The organism is Campylobacterota bacterium (genome assembly GCA_020633995.1).
Classification (GTDB): domain Bacteria; phylum Babelota; class Babeliae; order Babelales; family RVW-14; genus JACKCO01.
Genome location: JACKCO010000004.1, coordinates 195,454 through 222,225 on the forward strand (window position 1 = coordinate 195,454; position 26,772 = coordinate 222,225).

At 41.4% G+C, this 26,772-nt stretch carries 21 protein-coding genes and 5 tRNA genes; 14 read left to right on the forward strand and 12 right to left on the reverse strand.

Translation table 11 applies throughout. From position 1 onward, the window contains the following. Positions 1 to 110: 110 nt before the first annotated feature. The 5 genes from H6679_03970 (at position 111) to H6679_03990 (ending at position 7,592) form a co-directional block, all read left to right on the forward strand. Positions 111 to 761: an ankyrin repeat domain-containing protein gene (locus H6679_03970; protein ID MCB9493407.1), complete on the forward strand. Its 651-nt coding sequence runs from the start codon at positions 111 to 113 to the stop codon at positions 759 to 761. Between the two features lie 188 nt (positions 762 to 949). After that, the gene (locus H6679_03975; GenBank protein ID MCB9493408.1) at positions 950 to 2,443 is read left to right on the forward strand and encodes a hypothetical protein; all 1,494 of its coding nucleotides are present in this window, start codon (positions 950 to 952) and stop codon (positions 2,441 to 2,443) included. Between the two features lie 15 nt (positions 2,444 to 2,458). Continuing rightward, complete coding sequence (locus tag H6679_03980; GenBank protein MCB9493409.1) at positions 2,459 to 3,454, forward strand: hypothetical protein; 996 nt, start codon at positions 2,459 to 2,461, stop codon at positions 3,452 to 3,454. Then, complete coding sequence (locus H6679_03985) at positions 3,451 to 4,422, forward strand: hypothetical protein (protein MCB9493410.1); 972 nt, start codon at positions 3,451 to 3,453, stop codon at positions 4,420 to 4,422. Before H6679_03980 ends, H6679_03985 begins: the two co-directional genes overlap by 4 nt. A 2-nt stretch (positions 4,423 to 4,424) precedes the next feature. Beyond that, positions 4,425 to 7,592, forward strand: coding sequence for a hypothetical protein (locus H6679_03990; protein ID MCB9493411.1), 3,168 nt, complete (start codon positions 4,425 to 4,427; stop codon positions 7,590 to 7,592). A gap of 2 nt (positions 7,593 to 7,594) precedes the next feature. Here the strand turns inward: H6679_03990 and recJ are convergent, their stop codons facing one another. Both recJ and lysS read right to left on the reverse strand, forming a co-directional pair. Continuing rightward, on the reverse strand, positions 7,595 to 9,364 hold the full coding sequence (gene recJ, locus H6679_03995) for a single-stranded-DNA-specific exonuclease RecJ (GenBank protein MCB9493412.1): 1,770 nt from the start codon (positions 9,362 to 9,364) through the stop codon (positions 7,595 to 7,597). Between the two features lie 3 nt (positions 9,365 to 9,367). Beyond that, complete coding sequence (lysS, locus tag H6679_04000) at positions 9,368 to 10,879, reverse strand: lysine--tRNA ligase (GenBank protein MCB9493413.1); 1,512 nt, start codon at positions 10,877 to 10,879, stop codon at positions 9,368 to 9,370. Between the two features lie 205 nt (positions 10,880 to 11,084). On the opposite strand from lysS, the gene H6679_04005 reads away from it, so the two are divergent. After that, complete coding sequence (locus tag H6679_04005) at positions 11,085 to 11,348, forward strand: hypothetical protein (GenBank protein MCB9493414.1); 264 nt, start codon at positions 11,085 to 11,087, stop codon at positions 11,346 to 11,348. A gap of 67 nt (positions 11,349 to 11,415) precedes the next feature. On the opposite strand, the gene H6679_04010 is transcribed toward H6679_04005, so the two are convergent. Both H6679_04010 and rapZ read right to left on the reverse strand, forming a co-directional pair. Beyond that, positions 11,416 to 11,709: a septum formation initiator family protein gene (locus H6679_04010; GenBank protein MCB9493415.1), complete on the reverse strand. Its 294-nt coding sequence runs from the start codon at positions 11,707 to 11,709 to the stop codon at positions 11,416 to 11,418. 10 nt (positions 11,710 to 11,719) lie between these two features. Continuing rightward, a complete protein-coding gene (gene rapZ, locus H6679_04015) occupies positions 11,720 to 12,625 on the reverse strand; it encodes an RNase adapter RapZ (protein MCB9493416.1) in 906 nt (301 codons plus the stop codon). Positions 12,626 to 12,783: 158 nt separating this feature from the next. Between rapZ and H6679_04020 the strand changes: the two genes are divergently transcribed. From H6679_04020 to H6679_04035, 4 genes are all read left to right on the forward strand, one after another. Next, positions 12,784 to 14,337: a S41 family peptidase gene (locus H6679_04020; GenBank protein MCB9493417.1), complete on the forward strand. Its 1,554-nt coding sequence runs from the start codon at positions 12,784 to 12,786 to the stop codon at positions 14,335 to 14,337. Between the two features lie 128 nt (positions 14,338 to 14,465). Next, positions 14,466 to 14,541, forward strand: a tRNA-His gene (locus tag H6679_04025). Between the two features lie 34 nt (positions 14,542 to 14,575). Then, positions 14,576 to 14,651 (forward strand) — tRNA-Pro (locus H6679_04030). A 21-nt stretch (positions 14,652 to 14,672) separates the two neighbouring features. Then, a tRNA-Arg gene (locus tag H6679_04035) sits at positions 14,673 to 14,746 on the forward strand. A gap of 7 nt (positions 14,747 to 14,753) precedes the next feature. Here the strand turns inward: H6679_04035 and H6679_04040 are convergent. Continuing rightward, positions 14,754 to 16,226, reverse strand: coding sequence for a hypothetical protein (locus H6679_04040; protein MCB9493418.1), 1,473 nt, complete (start codon positions 16,224 to 16,226; stop codon positions 14,754 to 14,756). A 492-nt stretch (positions 16,227 to 16,718) separates the two neighbouring features. On the opposite strand from H6679_04040, the gene H6679_04045 reads away from it, so the two are divergent. Further along, positions 16,719 to 17,987, forward strand: a complete 1,269-nt coding sequence (locus H6679_04045; GenBank protein MCB9493419.1) for a dicarboxylate/amino acid:cation symporter — start codon at positions 16,719 to 16,721, stop codon at positions 17,985 to 17,987. A gap of 89 nt (positions 17,988 to 18,076) precedes the next feature. Beyond that, positions 18,077 to 18,424 (forward strand): nucleotide pyrophosphohydrolase, encoded by a 348-nt coding sequence (locus H6679_04050; GenBank protein ID MCB9493420.1) that lies wholly within the window; start codon positions 18,077 to 18,079, stop codon positions 18,422 to 18,424. Between the two features lie 211 nt (positions 18,425 to 18,635). Here H6679_04050 and H6679_04055 read toward each other — a convergent pair whose 3' ends face one another. Next, positions 18,636 to 18,977, reverse strand: coding sequence for a hypothetical protein (locus H6679_04055; protein ID MCB9493421.1), 342 nt, complete (start codon positions 18,975 to 18,977; stop codon positions 18,636 to 18,638). Positions 18,978 to 19,328: 351 nt separating this feature from the next. Between H6679_04055 and mrdA the strand changes: the two genes are divergently transcribed. Continuing rightward, positions 19,329 to 21,080, forward strand: a complete 1,752-nt coding sequence (gene mrdA, locus H6679_04060) for a penicillin-binding protein 2 (protein ID MCB9493422.1) — start codon at positions 19,329 to 19,331, stop codon at positions 21,078 to 21,080. 240 nt (positions 21,081 to 21,320) lie between these two features. Continuing rightward, positions 21,321 to 22,436 carry a hypothetical protein gene (locus H6679_04065; protein ID MCB9493423.1) on the forward strand — a complete coding sequence of 372 codons (1,116 nt, stop codon included), beginning with the start codon at positions 21,321 to 21,323 and terminating at the stop codon, positions 22,434 to 22,436. Here the strand turns inward: H6679_04065 and H6679_04070 are convergent. The 6 genes from H6679_04070 to gatA form a co-directional block, all read right to left on the reverse strand. Beyond that, entirely contained in the window at positions 22,402 to 23,199 is a 798-nt protein-coding gene (locus H6679_04070; GenBank protein ID MCB9493424.1) for a hypothetical protein, read from the reverse strand. The two genes, H6679_04065 and H6679_04070, sit on opposite strands and share 35 nt — an antisense overlap. A gap of 45 nt (positions 23,200 to 23,244) precedes the next feature. Next, positions 23,245 to 23,318: transfer RNA gene (locus tag H6679_04075), tRNA-Arg, on the reverse strand. Positions 23,319 to 23,369: 51 nt separating this feature from the next. After that, positions 23,370 to 23,446, reverse strand: a tRNA-Arg gene (locus H6679_04080). Between the two features lie 17 nt (positions 23,447 to 23,463). Then, positions 23,464 to 24,285 (reverse strand): rod shape-determining protein MreC, encoded by an 822-nt coding sequence (locus tag H6679_04085; GenBank protein ID MCB9493425.1) that lies wholly within the window; start codon positions 24,283 to 24,285, stop codon positions 23,464 to 23,466. Further along, a complete protein-coding gene (locus H6679_04090; protein MCB9493426.1) occupies positions 24,282 to 25,313 on the reverse strand; it encodes a tRNA-dihydrouridine synthase in 1,032 nt (343 codons plus the stop codon). Before H6679_04090 ends, H6679_04085 begins: the two co-directional genes overlap by 4 nt. 2 nt (positions 25,314 to 25,315) lie before the next feature. Next, a complete protein-coding gene (gatA, locus tag H6679_04095; GenBank protein ID MCB9493427.1) occupies positions 25,316 to 26,758 on the reverse strand; it encodes an Asp-tRNA(Asn)/Glu-tRNA(Gln) amidotransferase subunit GatA in 1,443 nt (480 codons plus the stop codon). Positions 26,759 to 26,772: the final 14 nt, after the last annotated feature.

Below are 26,772 nucleotides of genomic sequence, written 5' to 3' on the forward strand. Positions count from 1 at the left end.
GATCTAGAACGCTCTTTAAACCGATTTTTTAAGTTGCTTGCGAAAACAGCCTTGTTTAGATTAAATTCCGAGCAAGGTTGTTTTATTTTTAAAGACGGGGAAGGAAGAGAATGAAATGCTCTGTTATTTTTTCTTGTATGCTTTTGTTTGCTTGTTCAACGTTATCGGCAATGGATGAGGGGCAGGGGGTAGATCTGGATCGAGCATCGCTTGCTTTACACGAAGCCGCACAAAGTGATAGCTTAGATGATGCTAAAAAAGCGGTAGGAGATGGTGCTGATGTTAATGCCCGCAATGAGCATGGGCTTACACCGCTACATAATGCTGTATGTCATAATAGCCTTGGTGTTATGACGTACTTGCTTTCGCTTGATGGCGTAGAGAAGAATGCTAAGGTTGTAGCTACGCGTAAAGATGGTGGACATAAGGGAACAATGATTCCATTTAATGGGTATACAACGCTTCATCTAGCTATTGTCAATCTTCCTCAAGAGAGTGAACAAGATGTTGAAAAGGCAAAACAGGGTTTCAATCGTTTACTTAGTTCACTCGGTAAGGATGACCTTACAATGCTTGATGGACAAAAATTTACCCCACTTGCACGCGCATTAATTAGTTGTCAAACAGCTCGCGCCGAAACATCTCGTTCATTATATGTTTTTGCAGCACAAGAAATTTGCAAAAAGCTGGCGGCGTTTGGCTTAAGTGTTGATGAGCAAAGCAAACAGCTCATGCAATCTATCAAAGAACTCAAATCATAGGCTTACTCAAGTCTTGAGTAAGCATTATCTGAAAATTTGCACGATTTCGTAATTTTTTTACGCTGCTGGTTGATTTAATCAACCAGCAGCGTGTCGTTTTTGCATTACAGGCGTTATTTGATATACTTCTGTCACAGTATTTTCCATTTAAATGTATGTTAACCCCCTCATTGAGAAAAGGGATTGGCGTGAAAGTTGATGTAGACTTTTTTAAAAGACGTCTATGTCTTTTAGTTGTAGGTATATTATTTTTCCTCGGTTGTGGCCAAGTTGTAAGCGCCATGTCTCAACGTGATAAGTACTGGGAAGGTAGAGGACTGTTTGGATTGCCCCTACACGAAAGAATGACCAAGATTGAAAAAATTGTTCGAGATCAAGAAAAAATTGAACAGGTCATGGATAACTTTCGCAAAGCACGTGATAAGTACACCAAGAAGGTAAATGCTTATAAAGCGTATAATAAGCAACTAAGTGCGGCTAGTAAGCCTAATAAACCTGAAGCGTTGACTAACTGGCAAAGGGATCTGAGAAAATCTGATGAGGATTTTATAGCCTTGGCATCACCAGGTCGGAGTGGTAGTGCCGATAAGGTTCCCCTTCCTACGCCTCGAGGTGTGCTTAAAAAAAGGAAGTGGGAATTGCTTACTAAAGAGGAGAATTGTTTTCATTATTATAAAGAAAAATTTAATAGTCAGCCAGTTGATCAAGAAGAAATAGATGCTCTTGATAACACAATAAATAAGTATAAAAAAGCGCTTAAAATGTTGCGTGAAAATTCAGATAATATAGCTAAAGCACTGGTCAACTCAACTAATCCTGCGGCAAAGCTTGGGAGTATTATTGCGCGAGGGCTAGCCGGACAACAGCTTGAAGGGGTACTTGAAGATAGTGATATTGACAGTGTCTCAAGTGGTATCGAACAAGGTGTGTATGTACGCGTTGCGGGTGCATGTGGCGACGTTCTTGGCGAAAAACTTAAAGGATCTATTAACCGCATGTTTGGCGGTGCGTGGGATTTTGCCGAGAACCAGATCGTGGATGGGTGGAATGTGTTGTGCAATGTGTTGTTTCATGCGTCACGAGATCCATTTACCTCAGACGAATTAACCGGGTGGGATAACTTACTTGATTCTGTTTTTAAAGATATTGAAGCGCTTTTAAAAGAGGGACCTAAAGATAGTTCTCGTAGTTATGAAATGACATTACGTCAATTACAAGAAGAGAGTGATGAAGCAAGTGAAACGTTGACAACACTTAAAAATAGTGCTTGGCGCTGCTTGATTGAGGGCTATGCAGATCAAATTGATTTTATAGCAGGTGAGTTTGAAGACCGTAAGGTTTACTATAAAGAAAATAATCTTACAAATCGTGTTTGCTCATTTTACATTAGCCAAATTGTTAAACGACTTCTTGAGTTTAGGGATATTTTACTTGAGGCAAATTCTTTGAGCGAGCTTGATCGACTGCTTGATTTTAACAAACAGATGGTTGGTGCTTACAAGAAGAACATCCTGATGCTTAACAGGCGGTTGTCAGAGTCGCTGCAAGGATTTGGAAGAGCTACCAGCAAGGACAAACAATTTGGGGGTAAGTTTCCTGCTAATGATTTCAATAAAGGTAGTATGGGCGGTTATGGTTCGGGTTTTGATAATGACAAGCCGTATCCGGGTTCATTCTTTTAGGTAGGAACAAGCGGAGTGAAAGTAGGCGTACACAAGATTTTGTTTACATTGGGATTGTTTGCGACTTGTACTGTTGTAGGTCGCACAGATGAAGTGCTTGCTTCCGGTTCCAAAGCGCTGGAGCCAACCCCGCTTTTTGATAGCAAAAAAACTCTCGTTTTTGAGACAATGAGCCTAGATAGAATTGCTGAGTTCACAAATGAGTGGGAGCAACGTATAGACCAGGCATGCTGGAATAGAAACATGGTACTTGGCTTATTGGCAACGGGCTTGCTCAGTGTGGCGTGGATTTGGTGGAAGCTTGAGCGACAAGAGCACAATAATAATTCGGGTCAACCAATGAGCGATGAAGAGTTTGATCGGTTGTATAATCAATATCTCTATGAAAAAGTAAAGCATAAACGAGAGCGTGCAACTTTTCGGGGCATAGTTAAAGACTCTGCGCTCCGTGCTGTTGGTGCAGCGATATTTTTATTTATCTCGCATGAGCTGTTGCAAAAGTTTTCTGGTTTGTTTGATAAGTTACAGGAAGGTGCTGCGGGTATTTCATGGAACTTTGAGAAAGAACAAGCGCGGATGTTGCTTGCAGAGTTTGAGCAGGAGTTGGGTACGTTTGGTGATAGTGTGTATGACTTTTTACAGAGTTGTCAGCATTTTCAGCATAGGTTGAGCCAAGATGATACGTCAAAATTATACGATTTTTACGCCGTTTCGATAGTGACACATCATGCAGCAATGGTTTACACAACAGAAAAACTACTGGCATTTATATGCGCTGTATTTGGTTGTCGAGTAAATCAAGGCCATTCTGATCAGGGTATGAGTGCCCATATTCATAATATTGTTGAGGGGGTTAATCATATTTCTTCAGAGTTTGAACATATTCTGAGTAGTCGCGAGCATGGACAGGAGGCGGATAGCTTTTTTTTGTCACTACAAATATTTTTCAAAAAAATGAAGCGAACTGTGTGCAACATGGCTAAAGATATCTGTGAAGGCAAGGTTGCATGAGTGGTATGAAAAGCATTTTTTTTTTAGCTATTTTTTCGTACTTTTTTTCCGCGATTAGTGGGGAGTGTTTTTTAGATAATGTCTCAGTCCCAGAGCGGAATATGCTTGCTCGGCAGGACTTTAGTTTTTATCGAGACTATCTTGAAAAATATTTTCCTAAGGCATTGGTCATGCAAGATATGTTTTTGCAGATGGCGCCTGAACAGATTGAGCAGTCGCTGGAAGATCTTGTAACGCTTTTTGCCAAAGAACCGTGGTTTTATTTTGTCAATAAACCTGAGGGTTTCAAATTAGGTCATTATTGGGAATTTATCGTAGATCAGCTCAGCATAATCAATAGCTTTTTGAACAAAGCTCGTATTAATCCCCTTGAAAACAAGGTCTTCCTCCTTAAAGATTCATTTTTTTTATCATCTGAGGAAAAGCTGTTGATGAGCATATCAAAGCCACTGCTTGATTATTTTAAAGAGCAATCGAACGTTTATGGTGCTCAAAAAAATATGCATGACGATTTTGTTCAAGCAGATGAGCAGGCTATGTTTATGGCCCTTTTTGACATTTCCTCGCAAGATAAGACCTGCGGGGAGGATTCAGGAGATGAAGATACGGACGAGCAGCAAAAAGATTACGAAATGCGTCAAGACCATGTAATATTTCGTTTTTATGCTTTGTGCTTTGACTATCTCATTAAGTTATTTAATGAGGGTATCATGTTTAAAGATACAATTATGGCAAACAAATATCAGGCTGAATTGAATTACGTTATGGGTAAGTTACGCGGTTCGTCATTTGAATCTGATTATCAAGAAGCATTGAAGACATGTCGTGAGCTTTATCAATTGCTTGAGCTGCATTTAGGTGTTGATAAAGATGAAGAAGAGTTTATTAACATGCTCTTTGGTGATGATCAGGAAGCATCTGAAGAGGCAAAAGCGTTGATGCGTGAAAGTCGTTCTCTGTTTGGGTAGGTATGAGCTATAGATTTTTTTACATCTTTTTATTCTGTTTTGTTCGATGCTTGGCTCTGCAACAGCACACATCGCGTAGTGTTATTTTGCCAGATTTTATTCAGAGCTTTATTAAGCATTATGAGTTTAGCCCAGAGGGGCGATTTACTCATGAATATCATCCATATCTGCTGCAAAATACATCAGTTAGTCTTGATGAGCTTGAACATAGCTTAGTTGATAATGGGCTTCATTTGTTTGGTCGTATGATTATTTGTGGATATGAAGAACAGGCGGTTCCATCCTACTACACCGATTATACACGAGCCAAAATTAACGATGAGGCACGTTTGCATAGTAAAGCAGATTGGTCGATGAAATTACACAATCGGTTTGGCATTATGACCGGTTTTTTGTTTAAGGATATCAACGAGCTATCTCAGCGCTTTATAAAAGATAAAGAGCCGCTTTTTTACCATATTGACCCAACGGCATTAACGGTGTTTAGAGATCAAGCGACAGTTTTTCAGGAACATGCATTTGGGCAAGCTTTGCCGTTGATGCACAAGGCTCGAGATACTCTTTTAGCCCACAGTTTAAAAGGGAAATGCAAAGAGGTCTTTAAAAATTTGATAGCGTTTTGGCATACCATGTACACAAGTGCATTGAAGGTTGGCAATAAGCAGATTGCAGGAACGCAAGATATTTTATTTTCTATTGAGTATGGCAAGCATTTACTTCGTTCTGAGCTTCCATTGCTTAAATTTTTTTTGGGTCCCGATATTACCTATCCGATTGAGGTTTCATGCAAACAAAAGCGTGGGGCAACTATTCATGCTCAGCATTTTGTTAGCGAATTTGTCAAAAAGCTTCAGTCTCGCAATGGTCAAAATACGGTCTATGTTTTTTGTAGTTTTGTTGATGGTGTTGGCAAAAGTACCATGCTTGGCAACATTAAAAATTGGATGCGGTTTGGTAGTGATATTGACCAATTTGAGCATGTTGATAATTCATCATCACAGCTTTCAGAAGTATTTAAGTATGCTGATAAGGTTTTTATTGCAGATTTGCCGGCGCAGGTGAGTCATTTTACCTATAAGCCCGACGGATACGTGTATGTTGATGTGCAAACAAACTTACCGTACGCAAAAATTACAGAACTTGAGCAGTATGTGCTTTGTAATATTGGTCAGCTTAAACAGGAATATGATCGGTTGTATAAGCGTGTAGAACAGGTTATAGCAGAGCAAGGTTTTCAGGCTCCTCAGCTTAACGATGCAGCATCAGCCTCTTCATCATTTGTAAAGAATCTCTTTTTATTAAAACGACATGTGGGTAACAATTGGATTCCTTTTCATCATAAAGATAATTTTTACTTGTTTAACCAAGACAGACCATCCGAAATCCGTGGACTGACTCCGCTTGGGCAGACTAAGTCTGAAGGGCTAAAGAACATTGAAGCAGAGCAAATGCTTTTTTTTGCCGGCATTAAGATGCCTTGTTCGTACAGTTTTTTTGTCGATGATTTTATTAAAAAGCTTAAGCAGTATGATATCAAAGAAGTAGTATTTGTTGATTTTGTAAGTATGTATCCTCGCTCATCGCGTGAAAATGTGAGAATTAATTACCTGTTGCAGCAACTTGCTTTGCTTAATCCATCATTTGATCCGCTGTTTAGCTCATATGCAACCTTTATTAATGGTGGACAGTTGTTGCATTGTTTACTTGATCACAAAAAACTAGAGAAATTTTTTGACTCGCTTTATCAAGAGTCAATGTTGCGCTTCTTTTTGTACCAGTACATTATGAATAATGATGTTAATTATGTACAAAGTGTTTCTCCCGCAATGCTCAACGACTACTGCCTCAAAAAATTAAATGATGTGCAGCAGGACAATGTTAATTATGTACATAATGCATGTCGAAAAAAAATTCTTGAAGAACGCAACAACCTCCAAAAGCTTTTTGCTAAAACAAAGTCTTTTGTTAATATCTTTGAATTTTCATTTAATAGAGTTCTTGCGCTTTCTGACGTTTTCTCTAGTTTTTTTAATGCTTATGTTAACCATGAAAGTTTGGCTAAGGCTTGGCAACAGTGTGGTGACGTTAATGTCACTGGAGCGAGTAACTTTGAACAGGGTTCGTGTGATTATCAGGCTAACCTTACTCATGGGCAGGGCGTTAAGGTTTTATATCGTTTTTTCCCTGAGTGTAAAAGTGAGTTGTTGCTGACGCCATTTATGAGCAGTATACGCTCGTGTTGGTATGCAGCGTTGAGCAATCTTGCTTTTACAAAAGTTAATGCTGATGGTCTGTACGAGTTTGAAAAACACCTATGGCCCGTTGTTCCACTTTTGATGACAAAGGGAACAGATGGAAATGTTTATGTGGTGCAACGCCTCTACGATTTGTGTACAAGTTCTATTTCAAAGAAAATAAAAAAAGCTTTTAAAAATTTTAATTTAAGGACGTTCAAACCTAAGGATTTTGCAGTAATTGACGATGAACTATTACGCTTGAACTGGAATGTCAAACAAACAAGTAGTGGTATTTTTGCCTATGATTGCGATCTTGCAACTCTACGGAGTAAAGCAGGAAATGATTCAATGATGTTTGGCCCAATGGGTAAGCAAAGCGTTGTTTCACTTCTGGTCCAAAAGCATCAAAACGAGAATGGCCCGGATGCGGTAGTTACAGCAAATCGGCTTGGTAAATATCTTAACGAAAGTCAATTTTGGAAAATTGAAGCGCGTAATATGTATCAGGAGGCAACGAAAAATGGACTGAATCCATCATGTGATCAAAATAGCGATGACTCAGATGAGAGCAATAATTCAGGGTTTTTCGATGACGCAGAGTCAGTAGGTTTTCTTGGAGCAAATCCAGGTTTTGGTATGCAAAACGAGAACAACACAAAAGAAAAATTATATGTTATGCGTGACGATCAAAAGTATACCATGCAGCTTCTTGCTCGTATGCTTTGTACGATTGACATGGTCATTAAGGACATTGATAGCAATATTGTAATTCGCTGGTGTAATAAAAAAGACTTCAAGGCAGCGCTTAAGCTGTTTGAAAAAATAACCATGCCACGTTATTTTAATCTTTTATGCAAAGATGAACTGTTTGAGGACTATGACACTGTTGAGCCGTATCCAAGTTGGGAGTATTGGGAAAAGATTGGCCAGTAGACCTACAGACTGATATCAAGCCCTTGTAGATCAATACGCGTAACTCCTTGCCACTCATTTTTCATAACCTGTGCAAGCAAGTTAAATGACTGGTCGCCAATTTGATCAAAAATAGGCAAAAGGTCTGGGCGATTAAAAAAGATTACTGGTTTGATGATGCCCTGGCTAAAGACCGAACAGCGTACATGTCTTTCCTTTAGCAGTGTTGCTCCTTGTTGCAGGGTAACGTTGCGGATAAGAAAAAGTGGTGCTGGGTTTGAGTTGCCAAATGGCTCTAGCCGAGCGATATCGTCCATAAGTTTGTAGTTAATTTCTGGTAGTTCAAGTTCTGCATCTATAGTTGCTTTAGGTTGAAGATCTAAAGGAGAAACACTCGCTTTCACCTGTTCTTCAAGATTTTTCTTGAGTAGAGGGAGATTTTTTGCGTCAAGTGAAAGTCCAGCAGCGCAGGTGTGTCCACCAAAGTTGAGCAGAAGATCTTTGTTTTGTTCTAGTGCATTAAAAATATCAAATTCAGGAATCGAGCGACATGAGCCTTTTGCGGTTCCGTGAGCGTCGATATGAAAAATGAGCGTGGGTTTGCCATAGTTGTGCATCAGTTTTCCGGCAACTAAGCCAATAACACCAGCAGGCCAATTGTCATTTGATGCGATAATAACGTTTTCACCATCTAAATCGATTGTTCTATTGATAATGGCTTGCTCAATTTGAGCATAAATTGAGCGTTCGATTTTTTTGCGCTCTTCATTCATATTTTTTAAGACCGCACCAACGTGGGCAACATCATCTTGGTTAGAGCTAATCAAGAATCGTACGCCATCACGAGCGTCATCAAGTCTACCCAGAGCATTGAGTTGCGGTGCGATCATAAAACCGATATCGAGTGAGTCAAGCAGTTGCTTTTCCAGACCGCTGTTTTGCACCAGTGTTTGCATAGCGTAGCTACGGTTTTGATTGACAAGATTGAGACCATGCCGTACCCAGAACCTATTTTCACCGACGAGCGGGACAACGTCGGCAACAGTGCCCAGCATAAGGAGCTCGTATGTCTTTTCTGGGAGTTTTTTAATGCCACGCTTTTCATACAGTAAGCTTACCAATTTAAATGCTACCCCTACGCCGGCAAGGCTTTTAAACGAGTAAGGGCAGTCGGCTTGCTGGGGATTAATGATAGCGATTGCTTTGGGCAGCGTGCCGTGAGGTCGGTGGTGATCAGTGATGATCAAGTCGATACCAAGTTTATATGCGTCATTAGCAGCCTTATAGGCTGTAATGCCGTTGTCCACGGTGATGATTAACGCGTAGTTGCTTGCATGAGCTTTTTTTACAGCTTTGCTGGAAAGTCCGTATCCGTCGCGCTTTCTGTTGGGCAAGAAATAGTTTATGTTTGCCCCCAGCGGTATGAGGGAGGAGAGCATAATTGATGATGAGGTAATGCCGTCAACATCATAATCGCCGAAAATTAGTATCTTTTCTTTACGATTGATAGCTCGATTTATGCGCTCGACGGCTATCTCAATATCTTTGAGCGTACCAGCATGCGGGACGTCTTTTTCGTACGTCGTGAACAAGAAAGAGTTAATTTTTTCGCTTGTGTCATATCCTCGACGGCATAAAATCTGTGCAATTGGGTAGCCGAGATTATGGGCAAGTCCGCATTGACGCGCATGTGCCAAATCAGTGACTGGGAGCTTCCAATAGTACTTTGTTCCTTGAATAAATTCGTGCTGTTGCGCGAGCGTCTCAGTTTTTTGGGTGGACCGCTCTAACATGCGCTACTCTTTTATCGGCTTAAGCGTTGGAAAGAGAATTATGTCCTTGATCGCGCTTGTATCGGTTAACAACATGGCGAGACGGTCAATCCCGATGCCAACACCAACGGTTGGTGGTAGTGCATACTCCAGTGCTTTGATGTAGTCGGCATCAAAACAGTGCGCTTCGTCATCTCCCTGAGCCTTTGCATCGAGCTGTTGATGAAAGCGCCTTGCTTGTTCATACGGATTATTAAGCTCTGAAAAGCCATTAGCACACTCCATACCACAAACAAATAGTTCAAAACGTGAGGCAATATGTGGCTTTTCTGGATCTTCTTTGGCCAGTGGTGAAACTTCAACAGGAAAATCTGTGATAAAGGTTGGTTGTACCAATTTTTCCTCAACCAATTCTTCAAAGAGTGTGAAGAGCTTGGTGCCGTAAGGTGTATTTGGATTGTGCTCAAGTCCATGTTGGCTAAAGATTTTATTGATTTCATTTTCGTCAAGCGCAGCAGGGCTAATGCCAGCAATTTCGATGAGCGAATCTTTTATACTCATGCGTTTGAAAGGAGGATTGAAGTTAAGCACGGTTCCCTGGTATTCAACGTTGAGATCATTACTTACTTTTTGTGCGGCATGAGCAATAAGTTGTTCGGTTAGGACCATGCCGTGATGATAGTCATGATAAGCCATATAAAACTCAAGCATAGTAAATTCAGGATTGTGTTTTGTTGAAACCCCTTCGTTTCGAAAGTTTCTGTTGATTTCAAACACCCGGTCTATACCGCCAACGACAAGGCGCTTGAGGTATAGTTCCGGTGCAATGCGCATGAATAATTCAATGTCGTAAGCATTGTGGTGAGTTACAAAAGGTCGTGCGGTCGCTCCTCCGGCGATGGGGTGAAGCATAGGAGTTTCAACTTCCAGAAATTCTTTTTCCTGCAAAAAGGTTCTAATTTCTTGAACAATTTTTGAGCGCTGTATGAACTTCTGTTTACTTTCAGCGTTGCTGATTAGATCAAGATATCGTTGACGATAACGTTGTTCAATATCGGTCAGACCATGAAATTTTTCGGGAAGTGGGTGTAAGCATTTACTCAGTAGTACGATTTTTTCAACACTGAGTGTCGTGTGTCCAGTTTTTGTTACAAATAGTGTTCCTTGTACAAAAACAATGTCACCGACATCAACAAAGTGTTTGAACTGATCAAATGCTTCTTCTCCTAGGCCATCTTTTTTTATGTAAACTTGTAAATTTCCGGAAAAGTCTCTGACATTGCCAAAAAACGTTTTGCCATGATCACGTTTTGAGAGTAGACGTCCAGCAAGCTTGTATGATGTTTCAGGCTTTTGTCCCTGCTCAAATTCATCAAGTGCCTGGGCAATAGTGCATGAAAGCGGTATATTGCATGGCCACGGGTTGATGTTCTGCTTCTGCATTGTTGTAACTTTTGCACAGCGAACCTCATGCTCGTTGGCATCCGTTGGCTGGAGTGTATGTGTGTCTACGGGATCAATTTTTGTATTTTTCATGGCGGTGACCTAACGCTGGACGTTAAAAAAATATAAGACCTTGAGAGTCTTTTTAGTATATAAGACTTGCAAAAACTGTGCAAATCTTGCATATTTTTGACAAATACAAACAATAATGTTTACAAACGAAAAAAAGCAGGTTACCTTAAATCAGGTGTAAGGAGAAGTTTTTCGTTCAACTAACTCTATTTTTAGGAGGAAGGTTATGAAATCATTGGCAAAAAGTTTGTTGCTTTCAGTTCTTTTGGCAGCTGCAGTAACGCCTGTATTTGCAGGAACAGACACAGCGGCAAAAAGATCACCTGAAACAAAAGGCCGCATAACAGCAGCTGAAGCACGTACAAAAAGAACTGCAGGCAGAAAGCAACGCACCAAAAAAGAAAGAAAAGGCAAAAGAACTAGAGCAGCTGGCGCACGCAAAGCTGGTAGAGAAGGCAGAAAAGCTTCTCGCGGCGGTGCAACAGCCTAGGGCTTAAAAGTTTTCATCGCATTAAGCGTTGAAATAGAAAAGGCGACTCGCAATGAGTCGCCTTTTCTTATTTTGTTACAGCGTGAGCGTTGATATAAACAAACTCTTCAGGTTGTCCCATTTGCAATTTTTCTCGACAGAGTTTTTCAAGTTCAAATGTGCCCGCTTGCCATTGAGTAATGGTATTGTTGAGGGCATATATTTCATCTCGTGTCGAGCTTATTTGCTTCATTTTTGATTCAATTTTTTTTTGTAATGAAAAATATTCGTGGATGCCACGCTTGCCTAGAACAAAATAGTAGCCGACAGCGAAAGAGGCTGATAGAAAGATGCATAAGTATATAGATGTTTTATTTTCCATAATCTTAATCTTACTCTCGCTCAATGTCTCGATGTGTGGTGAGAAAGCGAATATGAGGCCAATTTTGTTGACTGAGTTTTTCTACAAACGTAACAGAACGATGTTTGCCGCCAGTACACCCGATTGCTACGGTGACAAAAAAGCGGCCTTCCTGATAAAACTTTTCGAGTGAGTAGTGTAAAAATCCTGATAATTTTTCCCAGTATTCTTCGGCAACCGTGTTATTGAACAGGTAGTCTTGTACCTCTTTGTTTTTACCAGTTAAAGGTTTAAGGTGTTCTATGAAATGTGGATTGGGTAAAAAACGTAGATCGTAGACAAGGTTGCTTTCAGAGGGAACACCGTACTTGAAGCCAAAGGAAAGTAGATTCACCAGAAGTTCTTGCAGCTGTTCTTCAGAGAAACTTTTACGTACCCATTTGCGTAGCTCATGAATATTAAATTCGTCGGTATCAAGGATCATGCTTGCCATGCTCATGATAGGTTCAAGTAATTCTTTTTCCTTTTCAATGGCACGATCCATGTTGATACCTTCTGCAAGAGGGTGCTTGCGTCGCGTCTCTTGAAAGCGCTTAAGCAGTGTTTGGGTCCGAGCATTGAGAAAAATTATTTTGGTTGAAAAAATTCCTTCCTGTTTGATTTTTGCCATTTCAGACATAAATTCTGAGAGGAATTGTTCTCCGCGTGCATCAATACCAATACCAATTTTTAGTGGGTTAATTTTAGTATGAAATGCGAGTGAAAGAAATGTACTGATCAGAGGTACTGGTAAGTTGTCAACGCAATAAAAACCAAGGTCTTCAAGCGCGCGCATAACACTTGTTTTGCCAGCACCAGAAAGGCCAGTAACAACGACAACGGTATAAGTATTTTCTTGTTGAGGTGAAACCAATTCTTTTTCATGGATTTGTTGCATGTTCTTCATCCACGTTTTTTGTTAGAACGCTTAAAACTTTTACAACCTTGTAAATACATTTACTTCTTATTTCTGATTACTCTAATCTTAAAGTGTTTAGAGCGATTTGGAAAGTTTCTACAAGTAAAAGTCTAGAATGTGCCCTAGAAAGGAGAAGTATGAAGGAAAAAAAATATTTTTTTATGATCCTTATGGTCTTAGGTAGCATACTTAACGCTCAAGAGGATGTTTTGTGTCGCTCATGCTTATGCGTAAAAAAGGAGCCTCTGTTGCTTGCCTCCTCATCAAGTCAAGATGATAATAAAGATGACAAAAAGGAAAAAAATCCAGAAAAAGACATTTACCAGTGGTTCAAAACATACTCTGAAGTGGTTGGTCTTGTTGAGAAGAAAGCATTTAGAAGTGTTGATTTTTCAGACTTTATCCAGGACTCGCTTAAGTCAGCCGTATCGCAGGTTGATGCTCACTCTGCATTTTTTACTAGGGATAGTTATAAAACCGCTATGGAGTCGGCTACTGGAGAGTTTTCTGGCATAGGGATCAGCATTATTGGTAAGTCGCCTGATGATGAGGCGCTTACAATTATTGATGTTGTTCAACCCGGTCCAGCACAAAAAGCAGGTCTACAAGCCAATGACAAAATTGTTGAAGTTGATGGTAAAAAACTAAAGGGGATGACAACTGATGAGGCTACGAGCAAATTAAAAGGCAAAATTGGCACCGAGGTTAAAATTAAAGTTGTGCGTAATAAAAAGCCGCTTGAATTTGCCATTACCAGAGACATCATTAAGGACCAGACGTCATCTTGTTATCATTTTCCAGATCACGGTATTTATTATCTTTCGCTCAAAATGTTTGCAGAAAATTCAGCGCAGCAAATGTCTGAACTGCTGCATAAGGCTAACGCCGGTAAGTGTAAGGGCATTGTGCTTGATTTACGACGTAATCCTGGTGGCACGCTTGACTCTGCAATTGAGATGGCAGGCCTCTTTCTGGAAAAGGGCGCAATGGTTGCTTTGACCAAAAACAAATTTGGTATGCGTGTTGCTGAATACCGCACTAAGACCGAGCCAGTGCTTAAGTCAGATGTGCCTATCTTTATTTTGATTGATAACTTTACAGCCTCAGCAGGGGAGATCTTGGCAGGGTGTTTGCAGTACCACTCTATCAAAAACTTTGAAGACAAAAATGCAAAAAAGAACAAGCGACTGATGATTTTTTTGGTGGGCGTTCCAACCTTTGGTAAAGGGTCAGTGCAAGAAGTTATTCCAATCAGTAATGGTTGTGCGCTCAAGCTAACAACAATGCTGTACTACTTGCCTGACGAAAAGCTTATTCAGGCCCGTGGTATAGAGCCAGATTTTTTGATAAAGCCGCGTATGATTCCTTCAGACGAGCTGAAATGGGTAAGTGAAATGTATGGAAAAGAATCATCACTTAAACATTATATCACCGCTGAAGAGGTAGAAAATCCGGGTAAAAAACCTGAAGAAAAGAAAAAAGAGGATGAGAAAGAAAAGAGTTGGGAAGAAAAGCATCGGGAGGCACTGCTTTCAGATATACAGGTGCAGACCTGCGTCAATATGATTAATATGCTTGATAATAGTAGAAAAAATGCTCCTAAAATGGTTAAGAATCGAGATAAAGCACTTAGTTTTTTGAAACAACACTATATGACCGACAACCCCGTTCAGGTCGTTAAAATCAAGTAATACATAATAAAATGGCTAAAAAACAATAAAAATTGTTAAATATTTTTTGATTTTTGGATGGAAAGGCCATATACTACTATCTAAACCGTGAAACGTATGCTCAATACGCTGCGTTAACGCATGAAATGGTGGGCGTAGCTCAGTTGGTAGAGCGTCAGATTGTGGTTCTGAATGTCGCGGGTTCGAGTCCCGTCGTTCACCCCATTTAAATGAAATATCTTGAATAAAAAAAGACCGTCGGGGTGTGGCGCAGTTGGTAGCGCACTCGCTTTGGGAGCGAGGGGTCGTCAGTTCGAGTCTGACCACCCCGACCATTTTTTTCCGTGAGCTTTTTTGTGCCCGTAGCTCAGTTGGATAGAGCAACGGATTTCTAATCCGTAGGTCGCAGGTTCGAGTCCTGCCGGGCACAAATCTTATTAGAACAATCCCATTCTTCCATTCGCTGTTCCATTAAAATTAAAAGTAGTACTGCTCGGTAGATCTGGAACGGAGTTAGAAGGCCTTTTAAGGCGTGCAATACGTTCTTCAAAATCTTCATCACTGATATCCTCAGGGTTGGTAAAGGTCGGGAGTGTCGGAGAGGAGAATGCATGGCCAGGGGATCCCTGAAGCATATTGACGACCTTGGCAAGCTCTCCAGCAACGTGAATGCCGCTTTGTACTACCTTGATGCCTTTCCCGATAGAGGAAAAGCTGAAATCTGGAAGGCTGTCAATAAGCCAAGGTTCATCATCCTCTTGCTCGTCACGGGCTGCGACGTGTTCTGATATTACTCTTTTTATGGACTGTAATTGTTCCACATGTATCTTCTTTATTTCTTCTACGCGCTGTTCAAGAGTTGTAATGCTGTCTTGGCATGCTTTAGTTTTTTGATCATTGTTTGCTTTAAGTGTTTGCATGATTTGCGTTATCTGGTCAATCTGTTGGTTTGTCTTACGCTGTTCTTGTTCTAATGTTTGTAAAAGCTGTGATTTGAGATAGGCAATCTCTTTACTTTGTTGTTCTTGTGACTGCCTTTGTGCCATTTCAAGTGCCTTGCTACGTTCTTCAAGCTTTATGCCTAGTAGTTCAACTTGCTGTGTTAGTTTGCTTATTTGTTCCTTGGTAGCAAGTTTTTCCTTTTCTTGTTCTACTTGTGCTTGGGCAAGTTTCTGTTCAACAGTGGTAGCAACCGACTCACTTAGTTTTTGACTTTCAGCCAGTTGCTGTGCAAGTGCTAGCTGCTGGGCGAGTGCTTTTTTTTCTTGTTCTGCGTTTTGGCTTGCCAGTGTTTGTTTAAGGAGGTGATAAATTGTAATGCTCATGCCAACGGTTAACGTGATTGAGATGGAAAAAAATATCCATAGTAAGTAACGCTGTTTTTCTTCGGGATCTTTTTTTTTGATCTTGCAAAAAAGTGTAGAAGAAAGTTCCTGAGCTGTGCGGTCAAGCCTTTCAAGCGTTTGATGTGCACAGCGTTTGTAATCATACATCGTTGGGTTTGGAGTATGCCAGAGCAAGGCTGCCAGCTCCTCAAGCATGGTAATAAAAAATTTGCTGCGGACCAGGTCATTAACGGGTAGACCGTACCAGGCTATCAATTCATCAAAAAGCTTATGTATTTCAAACGATGAAGAATGCGTAGCGTGTGCTAGTAATTCTGACATTTTTTCGTATGCGTCAGCTGGCCATTGTTCGTGGCTTACAAATTGTTGCATGACTGTTTTAATGGCTGATATTGTGTGTTCAATCTCTTCTCTGACCGGTTGATAGGAGGGATTAAGTATATGATCAATTGATGAGTTAAGGTAAGTGAGATTACTTGCAATGTTTTGATAGTTTGGTACATGCGCGTTGGCTGTTGTGACGATGAGTGTCATAATAAAAAAGGCATATCGATGCGTGTGCATACCGCTTCCTCTGGGTCAAATAATATCTATAAGAAATTATCAGGCACATTTGTTCTGTGTTATTTATTCTTTCACAGGTCTTATTATTTAATAATATACAAATAAAGTGCATCATTATGCCAGGAATTGCCTGAGTATTGTCTGTTTTGGTCGTAAAATACGACATTTTTATCCTTGATGGTTGAGTTTTTATGAGGGGGGCAAGTAATTTTATTGTTTTTGTGATATAATACTTCTTCATTGAGTAAAAAAAGCCGATTACGTGGCTGTATCAAAAAGAGTGACATTGTATTTTCTTTTCTGCATGATCTTTATTAAGATTTTATTTCGAAAAGCGCGATCTGTACTCGTATAACTAAAAGAAAGGAAGTTTTGTTGAAGAAACTTACCTCATTTGGTGCTCAGGGAATACCTTTGTTTAAAAGAATATAAAGGAGACTTTTAGTAATTTTTTTCGATAGATGTACATTTTAGCGACAAGGATAAAAACGTATGAAACAAGTAAAAAAAAATTTTTCATTGTGGTTTGACCTTCCAGCATGGGTTAAAAGTATTGTGGGCATGATTTTGGGATTAGCGCTTGGATGCACATTGGGCGAAAAAGCAACGGTGCTGCGTCCCGTTGGGACCATGTTTATTAATGCGATTATGATGATGGTTGTGCCAGTCGTTTTTGTCTCGCTTGTTTGCGGTGTCCTGTCGATGAAAGATCCCGTCAAAATGGGACGTGTTGCGCTTAAAACATTCATTTTGTACATTACTACCATGGCGCTTGGTTCAGTAATTGCCCTATTTCTCTCGTCGGTTGTTTTTAAACCAGGCCTTGGGGTAACGCTGAACAACCTGAGTAAAAAATTGATTGATGTAAAGCAAATGCCAACCGTTAGTTTTGTCGATATGGTTGTTGATATGGTTCCATCAAATGTGTTTGGTGCGTTTGCTCAGGGCAATATTTTACAAATCATTTTCTTTGCACTCATTTTTGGAGTTGCTATTAACCTGTGTGGCCGCAAGGGGCGTCCTGTCGAATACATGTTTGAGTCGCTTTCTGTGGTTATTTTCAAGCTTGTTAATTTGGTTATGAGTTTTGCACCCTACGGTATTTTTGCCTTAATGGCCGATGTTGCAGGCAGTCACGGCTTGGACGTGATAGCTGCGCTTATGAATATGGTTGGGGTGATTTATCTGTGTATGGCTATTGTAATTTTTGGCGTATATACCATTGGCCTTCTTATGGTTGGCCTTAACCCAATTCCATTTTTCAAAAAGATGATTGAGGCGCAAGCAATTGCGTTTAGTACCACCAGTAGTGCTGCAGCATTGCCAGTCAACCTGCGTGTTGCAGAATACAAGCTTGGGGTACACAACAATATTGCAAGTTTTGTGTTGCCGCTTGGCTCAACGGTTAATATGAACGGGTTGTCAACCTACATGGGTGTGATCGCCGTATTTGCTGCAAATTTATATGGCATAGAGCTGAGCCTTGCCGACATGGTCAGCGTCGTCTTTACCTCAGTTATTGCTGCAATTGGTTGTGCTGGGGTGCCAGCAGCTGGCTTGATTGTTATGCCGATGGTGCTTTCATCAGTCAAAATTCCGTTGGGTGTGATTGGTATTATTGCTGCTGTTAACCGTGTCATTGACATGGTTAGTACAACGGCTAACATCACGGGTGATACATTTACCGCCGTGTTGGTTGCTCGTTCTGAAGGTGAGCTTGAGCTGGATGTGTACAATAATGGCGTTACCAACGGTGACTAGCAAATTAATGTGCAAAAAAAAATCGTCATTCCCGACAGTCCCCACGAAAGTGGGGATCGGGAATCTCTTTTGCCCTAAAGGATTATTCAATGGAAAAGTTTGATCAACTCAAAGAAAAAATGCTTAAGTTTAGGCAAGATCGGGATTGGAAGCAGTTTCATAATCCCAAAGACATGGCGCTTTCACTGGTTTTGGAGGCTGCCGAAGTGCTTGAATTGTTCCAGTGGCAGCGTGAGCATGAACTGGATGCTGCCCTCAAAGAAAAAAGAGAACAGTTGGGTGATGAGCTTTCCGATGTTTTGTTCTGGATTGTATTGATGGCTAATGACTGTGATATTGATCTTTTTGATGCGGCCGAGCGTAAGCTGGAAAAGACGGCTAAAAAATATCCGATTGAAAAAGCGCGAGGGGTAAGGAAAAAGTACACTGAGCTATAAAAAGAATAGACAAAAAAGAAACGGGAAGATTGAGTCCCATGCAGGGAACACACAACCCATCTTCCCGTCAAATACCGCGTAATGCTGTGGTTGCTCATACGTTTGTGTTGAAAAAATGCGTGTTCTGCAAAGCATTACGAGTTTAAAGGCCTGTTGTAGATCATTTATGAAAAACTGTTGTCTGACCAGGTGTTGTCAGAAGTTACTGTTTTTATGCAGTTTCTTCGTCGTTAGCTTCTTTTTTGCTGACAAGGCTTTTTACTTTAGCTTTTGCGCTTGAAAGTGCATTACCAGTTGCTTGCGCTGCGCTGTTGATTGCGTTGTAAAACTTGTTCAAGTAAGTGCCTTCAGCAGCATTTTTGCCAGCAATGTAGCCAGCGGTAGTTGCGCCTGTAAGAGCCAAAGCTGTCAGGCCAGTAATGATAACAGCCTTTTTAGTTTTAGACTGTTTATCCCAGCTTGCTTTAACTTCTGCAACGCCAGCATTAGCTGAACCAGCAACTAAGCTGCACAATGCGACAGATAAAACAATATTTTTAACAGATGTCATCATAAAATCCCCCAATAAGATTTTAAAATGTTGAACCACAATCACCTACCACCATGGTAGATCGATATTTGAGTTATGTTTGGTGGTCTTTAGGACACATCCCTTTTGTGCCTTATAACGGTCTTGCTGTTTGTCAAAGATGTCACCGTTTTCTCACGTGAGGAATTCAGCCTAGATAATTTTATTTTCTTGTGCAAGAGCTTTTGGCATTATTTTTGATAAATTTTTGATATTTTTCTAATAGGCCAAAATTTGGCAGAGGCCTACAGGTTGTAGTAAACTGTAAAAATCAATTTTTTTAAGGTGCGTTACTCTTTGTTATCGTTGATCAGGCCAAGCAATAGAAGGGATTTTATGCTAGCAAGGCGGGTGGTACTTGCTGCCAGAGAGCAGAAAATATGGTGGTTATTGTGTGGCTTTTGTTGTTTTATAACCATCATTACGCTGCGTCTATTTTATTTGCAAATTGTGCAAAATGCGGTGCTCCAAAACCTAGGAGAGCGTAATTTTTTAAAGACTGAGGTCTTAACCTCACCGCGTGGCACTATTAGAGACTGTAACGGTCGGCTATTGGCATCTAATCGACCAGTTTTTGATGTGTACTGGCAGGGAGGTGGGCAGACAAGCTTGTCCAGTCAGCAACAGGCTGTGCTTGAAAAATTAGGCGAAATTTTAGACGATTCATTACTTGATGGTGATAGCTACAGTACGCTGTTGCGGTCAGAAAAATATGGAAAATCGTACCAGCTTGCTCGTGATGTTAATTTTTCTCAGTTGTGTAAAGTTTCTGAACAGTGTGCTGATATTCCAAACATTTCTATCGAACAGCGTTTTGCTCGGTTTTATCCACAACAGCACAATGCAAGTCATGTGCTTGGTTATTTAAATCGCAGTGAGCTCGTAGGCCGAGCAGGTATAGAACACACCTTTGACCAGCAACTGCAGGGTAAAGATGGCTTTGTCGTCAGTGTTATAAACTCGGCAGGTAAAATGCTTGAGCGCAAGCAATACAAGTCTGCCCAGTCTGGCGCTGACCTGACACTTACCCTTGACTGTCGAGTGCAAGAGCTTGCCCAGCGCTTGTTTGAAAAAGATCAATCAGGGGCGTTTGTGTTGATGAATTGTAAAACGGGTGCAGTCAAAGCGCTTGTTTCGTACCCAACCTTTGACCCTAATCTATTTTTAAATCCATTTTCATCGTCAGTGTGGGATGAGTTAATGAATGATAATCCACTGCTCAACCGTGCAACCAAAGGGCTGTATCCCCCGGCATCGCTCTTTAAAATGATCACGCTGGCAGCAGGGTTTGAAGAGGGCATTATTTTTTACGATCAAGACATTGAATGTAAGGGGTACGTCAAAATTGGCGGACGTCGCTACAACTGCATGCGTAAAATTGGTCATGGCAACATTGCACCCAAGCGAGCGCTTGCCGTTTCATGTAATGTGCCGTTTTTTGAAATTGCTCGTCATGTTAGTGTTGACACTCTTGCTATGTATGCCCGCTGTTTTGGTCTTGGTCAAAAAACAGGATTTTTACTGCCCGAGCGTGAAGGGTTGGTACCCTGTGCATCGTGGAAAATGGCCTACAAGGGTGAGCGTTGGTGGAAAGGGGAGACACTCTCGGTTTCTATTGGGCAGGGGGATATGTTGGTTACACCACTGCAGATGGCGCGTATGAGCGCAGGTATTTGTACCGGTTTACTTGTCAAACCGCGCTTGCTAGAAACTGAGCCGATAGAGCAAGAGCGGATTGATATCTCTATTCAGACGCTACAATTTTTGCAAGATGCAATGCGTGAGGTTGTGCTTAATGGAACGGCGCGTAGGCTAAACAAAATTGAAGGTTTTGAAGCGTATGCAAAGACAGGGACAGCACAGACGTGTGGTTTGAAGACAAAAAAACTATCAAAGTCTCAGCTGGAACATGCATGGACATGTGGCTTTTTCTCATATGAAGGTAGCGATCCGCTCGCCTTTGTTGTATTGATTGAAAACGTTGGGCTGTCCAGGCCAGCACTTAATTTTGCTGAAAAGTTTTTGCAGCAGTACAAAAAACTGATGAGCGCCGACCAGGGACAAAAGGCAAAAGCTGTGGTAAGTTGAGGGTAGTGGGAGGTAGCTACGCGTTCGATAAAAAGTGTTGAACACAAGTTCTGGACCCCCGATCGGCGTCGGGGGCGACTCAGGGGAGAGAGTACATAATTTTAGAAAATAGTTTATGTAGCAGGTGATAAACACTTTTGATGGTAGTAGATTAAGGCCGGATCGATGAAGCAGCAGCATAGAGCTTTTTTAAGGGTCTTGAGCGGGTAAGTAGGGTTAAAAAATAGCATAGGAAGCACAATGAAGGTAACAGAGCAAGAGCAGTCAAAACAGGGAACCATTTTTAATGGTAATATTTTGTTGTTTTATGCCTTTGATGTCAGTGACGACGTTGATCTTGAAATAATACGACGAAAATTGCTTTTGAATGTTTGCATTGTACCGCTTTCAAGTTATTTCAAAAGTTATCACATGCCGCTCTCATTTCGTATGACTGAGGACCAAAAAGTTGCTGGTGTTGATCCCGCGCTTAGCGCAACCTATCTTTCATGTAAAGTCTACAATTTTGGAGCGCTTTCTTTTGCATACCGCATTCCATTTAGCAGTACGTTTGAAGATTTGAAACTGCGTATTATCGATATCAAAAAAACGTTTGATCACAAAAGTGATCAAGATGCAAAAATGGTACTGCAAAAAATCTTGCCAGCGGTTAAAGACCCACGCTTTGATGGCGGAAGCCTCAAACACTCCTATTTTGCTGTGCAAGTTGATCCACTCGAGGGGAAAAAATATACCTCAGAGACGTTTAAAGAAAGCTATGGATCAAAAATTGCCTCACTTCTTAAGTTAGAAATTTACTCGCTTTCTGAGTATCAAACTGATCAAATTCTTTCATCAAGTATCGGTTACTATGGTCAAGACTTTATGATCATCGACAGTGAAGCATCGTTTGTTTATGACTACGATTATTTTGAAGCGGTGGAGTTTTTTGAGCAAATCAATATCCAAAAGCTTGAGTTACAGTATTACGATCGTCTACTTGACAATAAGCTTACGTTTTTTTACATGCAAGATGTGTATACCATACCACTTAGGGCTTATATCCCTTTCATTGGGGCATTTGCAGACAAGCCCATTTCAAACCTTGCAAAGCTGCGTGTTGATATTTCAGTAATTACTGAGCGCCTTGAGAGTAGCATTAAGCTGACGGGCGACTCGTATTACATCAACTTGTACATGATGCTTGTTGACAAGATGGCACTGCGTTCACTGCGTGACTCAATCAACCGTAAACTTAACATTATTCACGATTTATACTCAGTGTACCAAAACCGCCTTGACCTCATGCATGATCATGTTTTGACGCTTGTGATCATCATTCTTATTGCTTTTGAAATCCTTGTGTTTGTGAAATAAAAGATTGTTTTTTCTTGTGGCGCTTTCTTACATTTCCCTGACTGCTTTTTTTGCTTTCTCCATGCTTTTTTCGACTAGGAGTTTTTTGGGGTTGAGATGTAGGCTGTTGCTTGGTTTCTTTCTGCTGTTGTGATTGAAGAAAACGGCTAATGATTGGCCAGAGCGTTAGCTCGTTGCTATTGTATGGATCGGGTGCCGTGTAATAAAAATACGGCGTCCATGAAGGGTTATCGTTATAACCACGCGCGACCACATCTGCGTAGATAAACATTGGTTCAAGATTGTTAATTACGGTGAACATTGCTTGATGTAGGTCCGTAGGAAGCACTTTTTCTTTTCCTGAGAGATATTTTATACGGCACAGGTCGTTTTCAGTCCAACAGGTGTAGCTGTACTTGGTTTGTAGTTCTTGCTGCGTTGTTGCCATCTCTACAAGTTCTATCGTTACATAGCCGGCATTTTTAGCAGGAATGGTGACGGGATGCGAAAGAGAGTAAATCATGAGCCCCGCATAGTGAGTGAATCTTGGCGAGATTAATTTTTGCACTTCTTCTAGATTAAATGCACAGCTGTAAGAATAGTCTGTTTGTAAAGCAGCACCCCCATTCTGGTACAAAAATTTTTTTATGACGACGTATTCCGTAGAGCTGGTAATCGTGAGGCACGTGTCATCATAATCACTTTGAGGGCCAGTATTTTCAGCAGCATAGAGTGAAAAAAAAGAGCAGAGGGCAAAAAAGAGTAGGGTGGTGCTTGTTTTCATGAGTTATACCTTCTTGGGGAAGTTGACGAGAGATAAAAGTAAAAATGTGCCTAACAGGACTTGAACCTGTGACCTAGCGATTAGGAATCGCTCGCTCTATCCACCTGAGCTATAGGCACACAAGATTTTTTGCGTTAACCGATTTACGTTTTCAGCACCCTTAATAAAGATGGTGCGCCTGGCAGGACTCGAACCTGCAACCTGCGGATTCGAAGTCCGACACTCTATCCAATTGAGCTACAGGCGCATGTATAATCAAAATTATTAAAAAAGATCTCGTTGCGTGTAATCGGTCAAAAAACAGAATTCAAGTGATGACAAGTCAACAAGAGGTTCGATATCAAACGTTTGATACAGCTGTTGTGTTTCGTCTGGCCTGTTGTTGGGTTGGCAAATTTTGCCGATACCAAAGCCTTCAGGAAACACAAGTCCCTGTCCACTTGAAATAACAATGTCACCGGCTTCTAGTTTAAATGATTGGTCAACGTATGTAAAGGCGCAAAATCCAATATTATTGCTTCCTTGTACCACGCCATGCGCGTGATTTTTTGCTGCATAGCCGGCAATGTTGCAACTCTTGTCGGTGATAAGTTTGACCTTGCTATAGCACTGGCAAACCTCATAAACTTTGCCAATAATTTGAAATTTGTAGAGTGCGACCATATCCTTTTTAACCCCATCACGCGCACCTTTATTGAGTAAAAAAAAGTGTTGGTCGGTTGTGATGTTGCGTGCCAAGATTGTTGCCTGCAGCTTATCAGACAGGGTGTATTTTTTCATAAAGCTATGCAGGTCAGCACTTCGCTTAAATTGATCAAGCGCTGCATGCAGGGCAATGTTTTCTTGTTTGATTGACTCGTTGTCTTCAAACAATGCATGATAACGCTCAAGCATGGTTGCGTAGTCGACCTTTGCCTGAGATAGTGCTCGAAGTTTATATGCACATAAATGCGACACGTACAGTACCGGCAAGAGTATGTGTGACGCTGCCCGTTCAACGAACGCGACAGGAAAGAGTACAAGATAAAGACAAAGCCCCAAACATCCAAGCAATGATATAAATCGAGTGCTGAGTTTTTTTATCATAGCACTGGGCTTGTTTGTGTCCTTACGGTGCTGGTATCTGGTGAAGTGAGTTCTTGATTTTTTGCTTCGATAATAATTTGCTCAAGCTTGGCGCGCATTTCAGGTTCAGTCTGGCTGATCAAAATATTTTTACGCCAGGTTGCAGCGTTAGGTGCACTACGAATGTATTGAGCAACTTGTTTTTTAAATGGTATAAAGCCACGTGGTCCGTAAAATTGCATGTTCAAATCAAGGTGTTTGAGTGCATACTCAAGCACCTGCACGGTGCTAAACGTAAAGGTTTTGCCTTGTGCTGCGTCGGTTATTTCACGCATTTTCCATGGTGCACCCCACAGCGCACGGCCAATCATGAAACCGTCAACACCGGTCTTTTCATAGACGCGCTGTGCCTGATCAAAGCGGCTAATATTGCCAGAAAAAATTAGTGGGACATTAATTGCTTTTTTTACGGCAGCAGTTAGGTCGTAGTCAAGGCGTGAAGTAAAACCTTCAGGCTGCGTACGTGGATGAATCATGATGCCGTCAGCGCCACAGTCAACTGCAAGTTTGGCGAAATCAACGGCATTCTTTTGTTTGTAGCCAGCGCGAATTTTGACGGTGAATGGTACGCGGTCGCCAATCAGCTCTTTCAAACGTGTGGCTAAAATTTTGAATGTGTCAGGATCTGCCATCAGTGCTGAGCCCGAGCCCGAGCGTGTGACCGCAGGTGCAGGGCACCCGCAGTTGAGATTGATCATGACAAACTTGTGCTCAAGTACCCGTTCAACCGCCTTTTCCATAAAGTCGAGTCGATTAGCAGAAAACTGAAACGCAAGTGGTTGTTCGCTTGCATTATAGCTGACAGTTCTGTCATTTTTTTCGTTAGCTACTTGGCTGACATGGCGCATCTCGCCCATCAATAGCTCGGTCGGGCTAAAGTGCCTGATGAGCTGGCGCAGTGGCGAGTCGGTCACACCATCAAGTGGCGCTGCCATAACACGTGGAACGCGTAATTTTCCAAAACTAATCTGCTCTGTGAAAAAGGACATAATTATTCAAACCCTTTCGGAGTTTTTTGACCATAGTTAGTATGTTGTTCAAAAGCGTAGGCAACCTTAAGCAATAACTGTTCAGACAGTCGTGGTCCCAAAAATTGTACCCCAATTGGCAACCCTTCAGGCGAAAAGCCACCCGGCACTGAAATGGCTGGGGTACCGATCATGCAATTTGGTGTGGTGAAATAGTCTGCAAGATAGAGCAGCACTGGGTCGCTGGGCATGTTGTCAAAGCGATATGCCAATGTTGGGGTTGTAGGACTGATTAACACATCAACGTCATTAAAAGCGTTTTCAAATTCAGCACGAATCATACGTCTAATGTGCAATGCAAGTTCATAGTAAAAAGTTTTGTGTTCAGAAGAAAGCAAATATGTCCCCGTTAAGATGCGGCGCTTTACCTCTGCACCCATGCCGTCGTGGCGCGTGCGTACATACATGTCAATCAAGTTGTCTGCTTGCTCACAACGGTTGCCATAGAGCGAACCGTCAAAACGGTGTAGGTTAGATGCAGCTTCCATACGGCTAACAATGAAGTAGAGCGCAGTACCGTGCTTGAGATCAGGGAGTTCGACTGATTTTATTTTTGCACCCATTGCTTTGAGTTGATTGACACTTTCATCAAAGGCCGCGCGCACTTCTCCTTCAATTTGTTCGTATTCGAGGGCGTCTTTGATGATGCCAACTTTCAAGTTTTCAGGTAGTTTTCCATCAAGCGCCTTGGTGTAATCTTTTTTGTCTGTTACCAGTGAGCTTTGATCATGTGGGTCGTGGCCAGAAAAAATGCTTGCAATCAATGCGCTGTCATACACATCGCGGGTAATGGCACCAACCTGGTCAAGTGATGAGCCAAAGGCAATAACACCGTAGCGCGAATGAGAGCCATAGGTAGGGTACATGCCAACCAAGTTGTTAAATGCAGCTGGTTGGCGAATAGAGCCGCCAGTTTCAGACCCAAGAGCAAATGGTGCCAGGCCAGCGCCAACAGCAGCAGCTGATCCTGAGCTTGATCCACCTGGTGTACGATTAAGGTTCCACGGGTTTTTGGCGATGCCGTACGCAGAAAAAGCGCCGGTACCCCCCATGGCAAATTCGTCCATGTTTGTACGACCTAACGAGCGCGCACCCTCAGCATTGAGTCGCTCAATGACGGTAGCGTTGTACGGCGCCCTGTAGTTTGACAAAATGTTTGAACCAGCAGAGGTCAGTCGGCCTTTTTGGCAAATGTTGTCTTTGACAAGCATCGGAATGCCGGCAAGTAAGCCTTGGCTGCTTTCGATGTCATCAGCAGAAAGGTCCTCAAAAACTTCAAGTACTGCATTGAGTTCAGGGTTGTATTTTTTGATGCGTTCAAGGTAAAAGGAGAAGACTTCTTTTTTGCTGACTTCTTTTTTTTCTAATTTTTCTTTGATCTCACGAATAGTTGAAAAGGGATTCATCCTGTTGCTTCCTC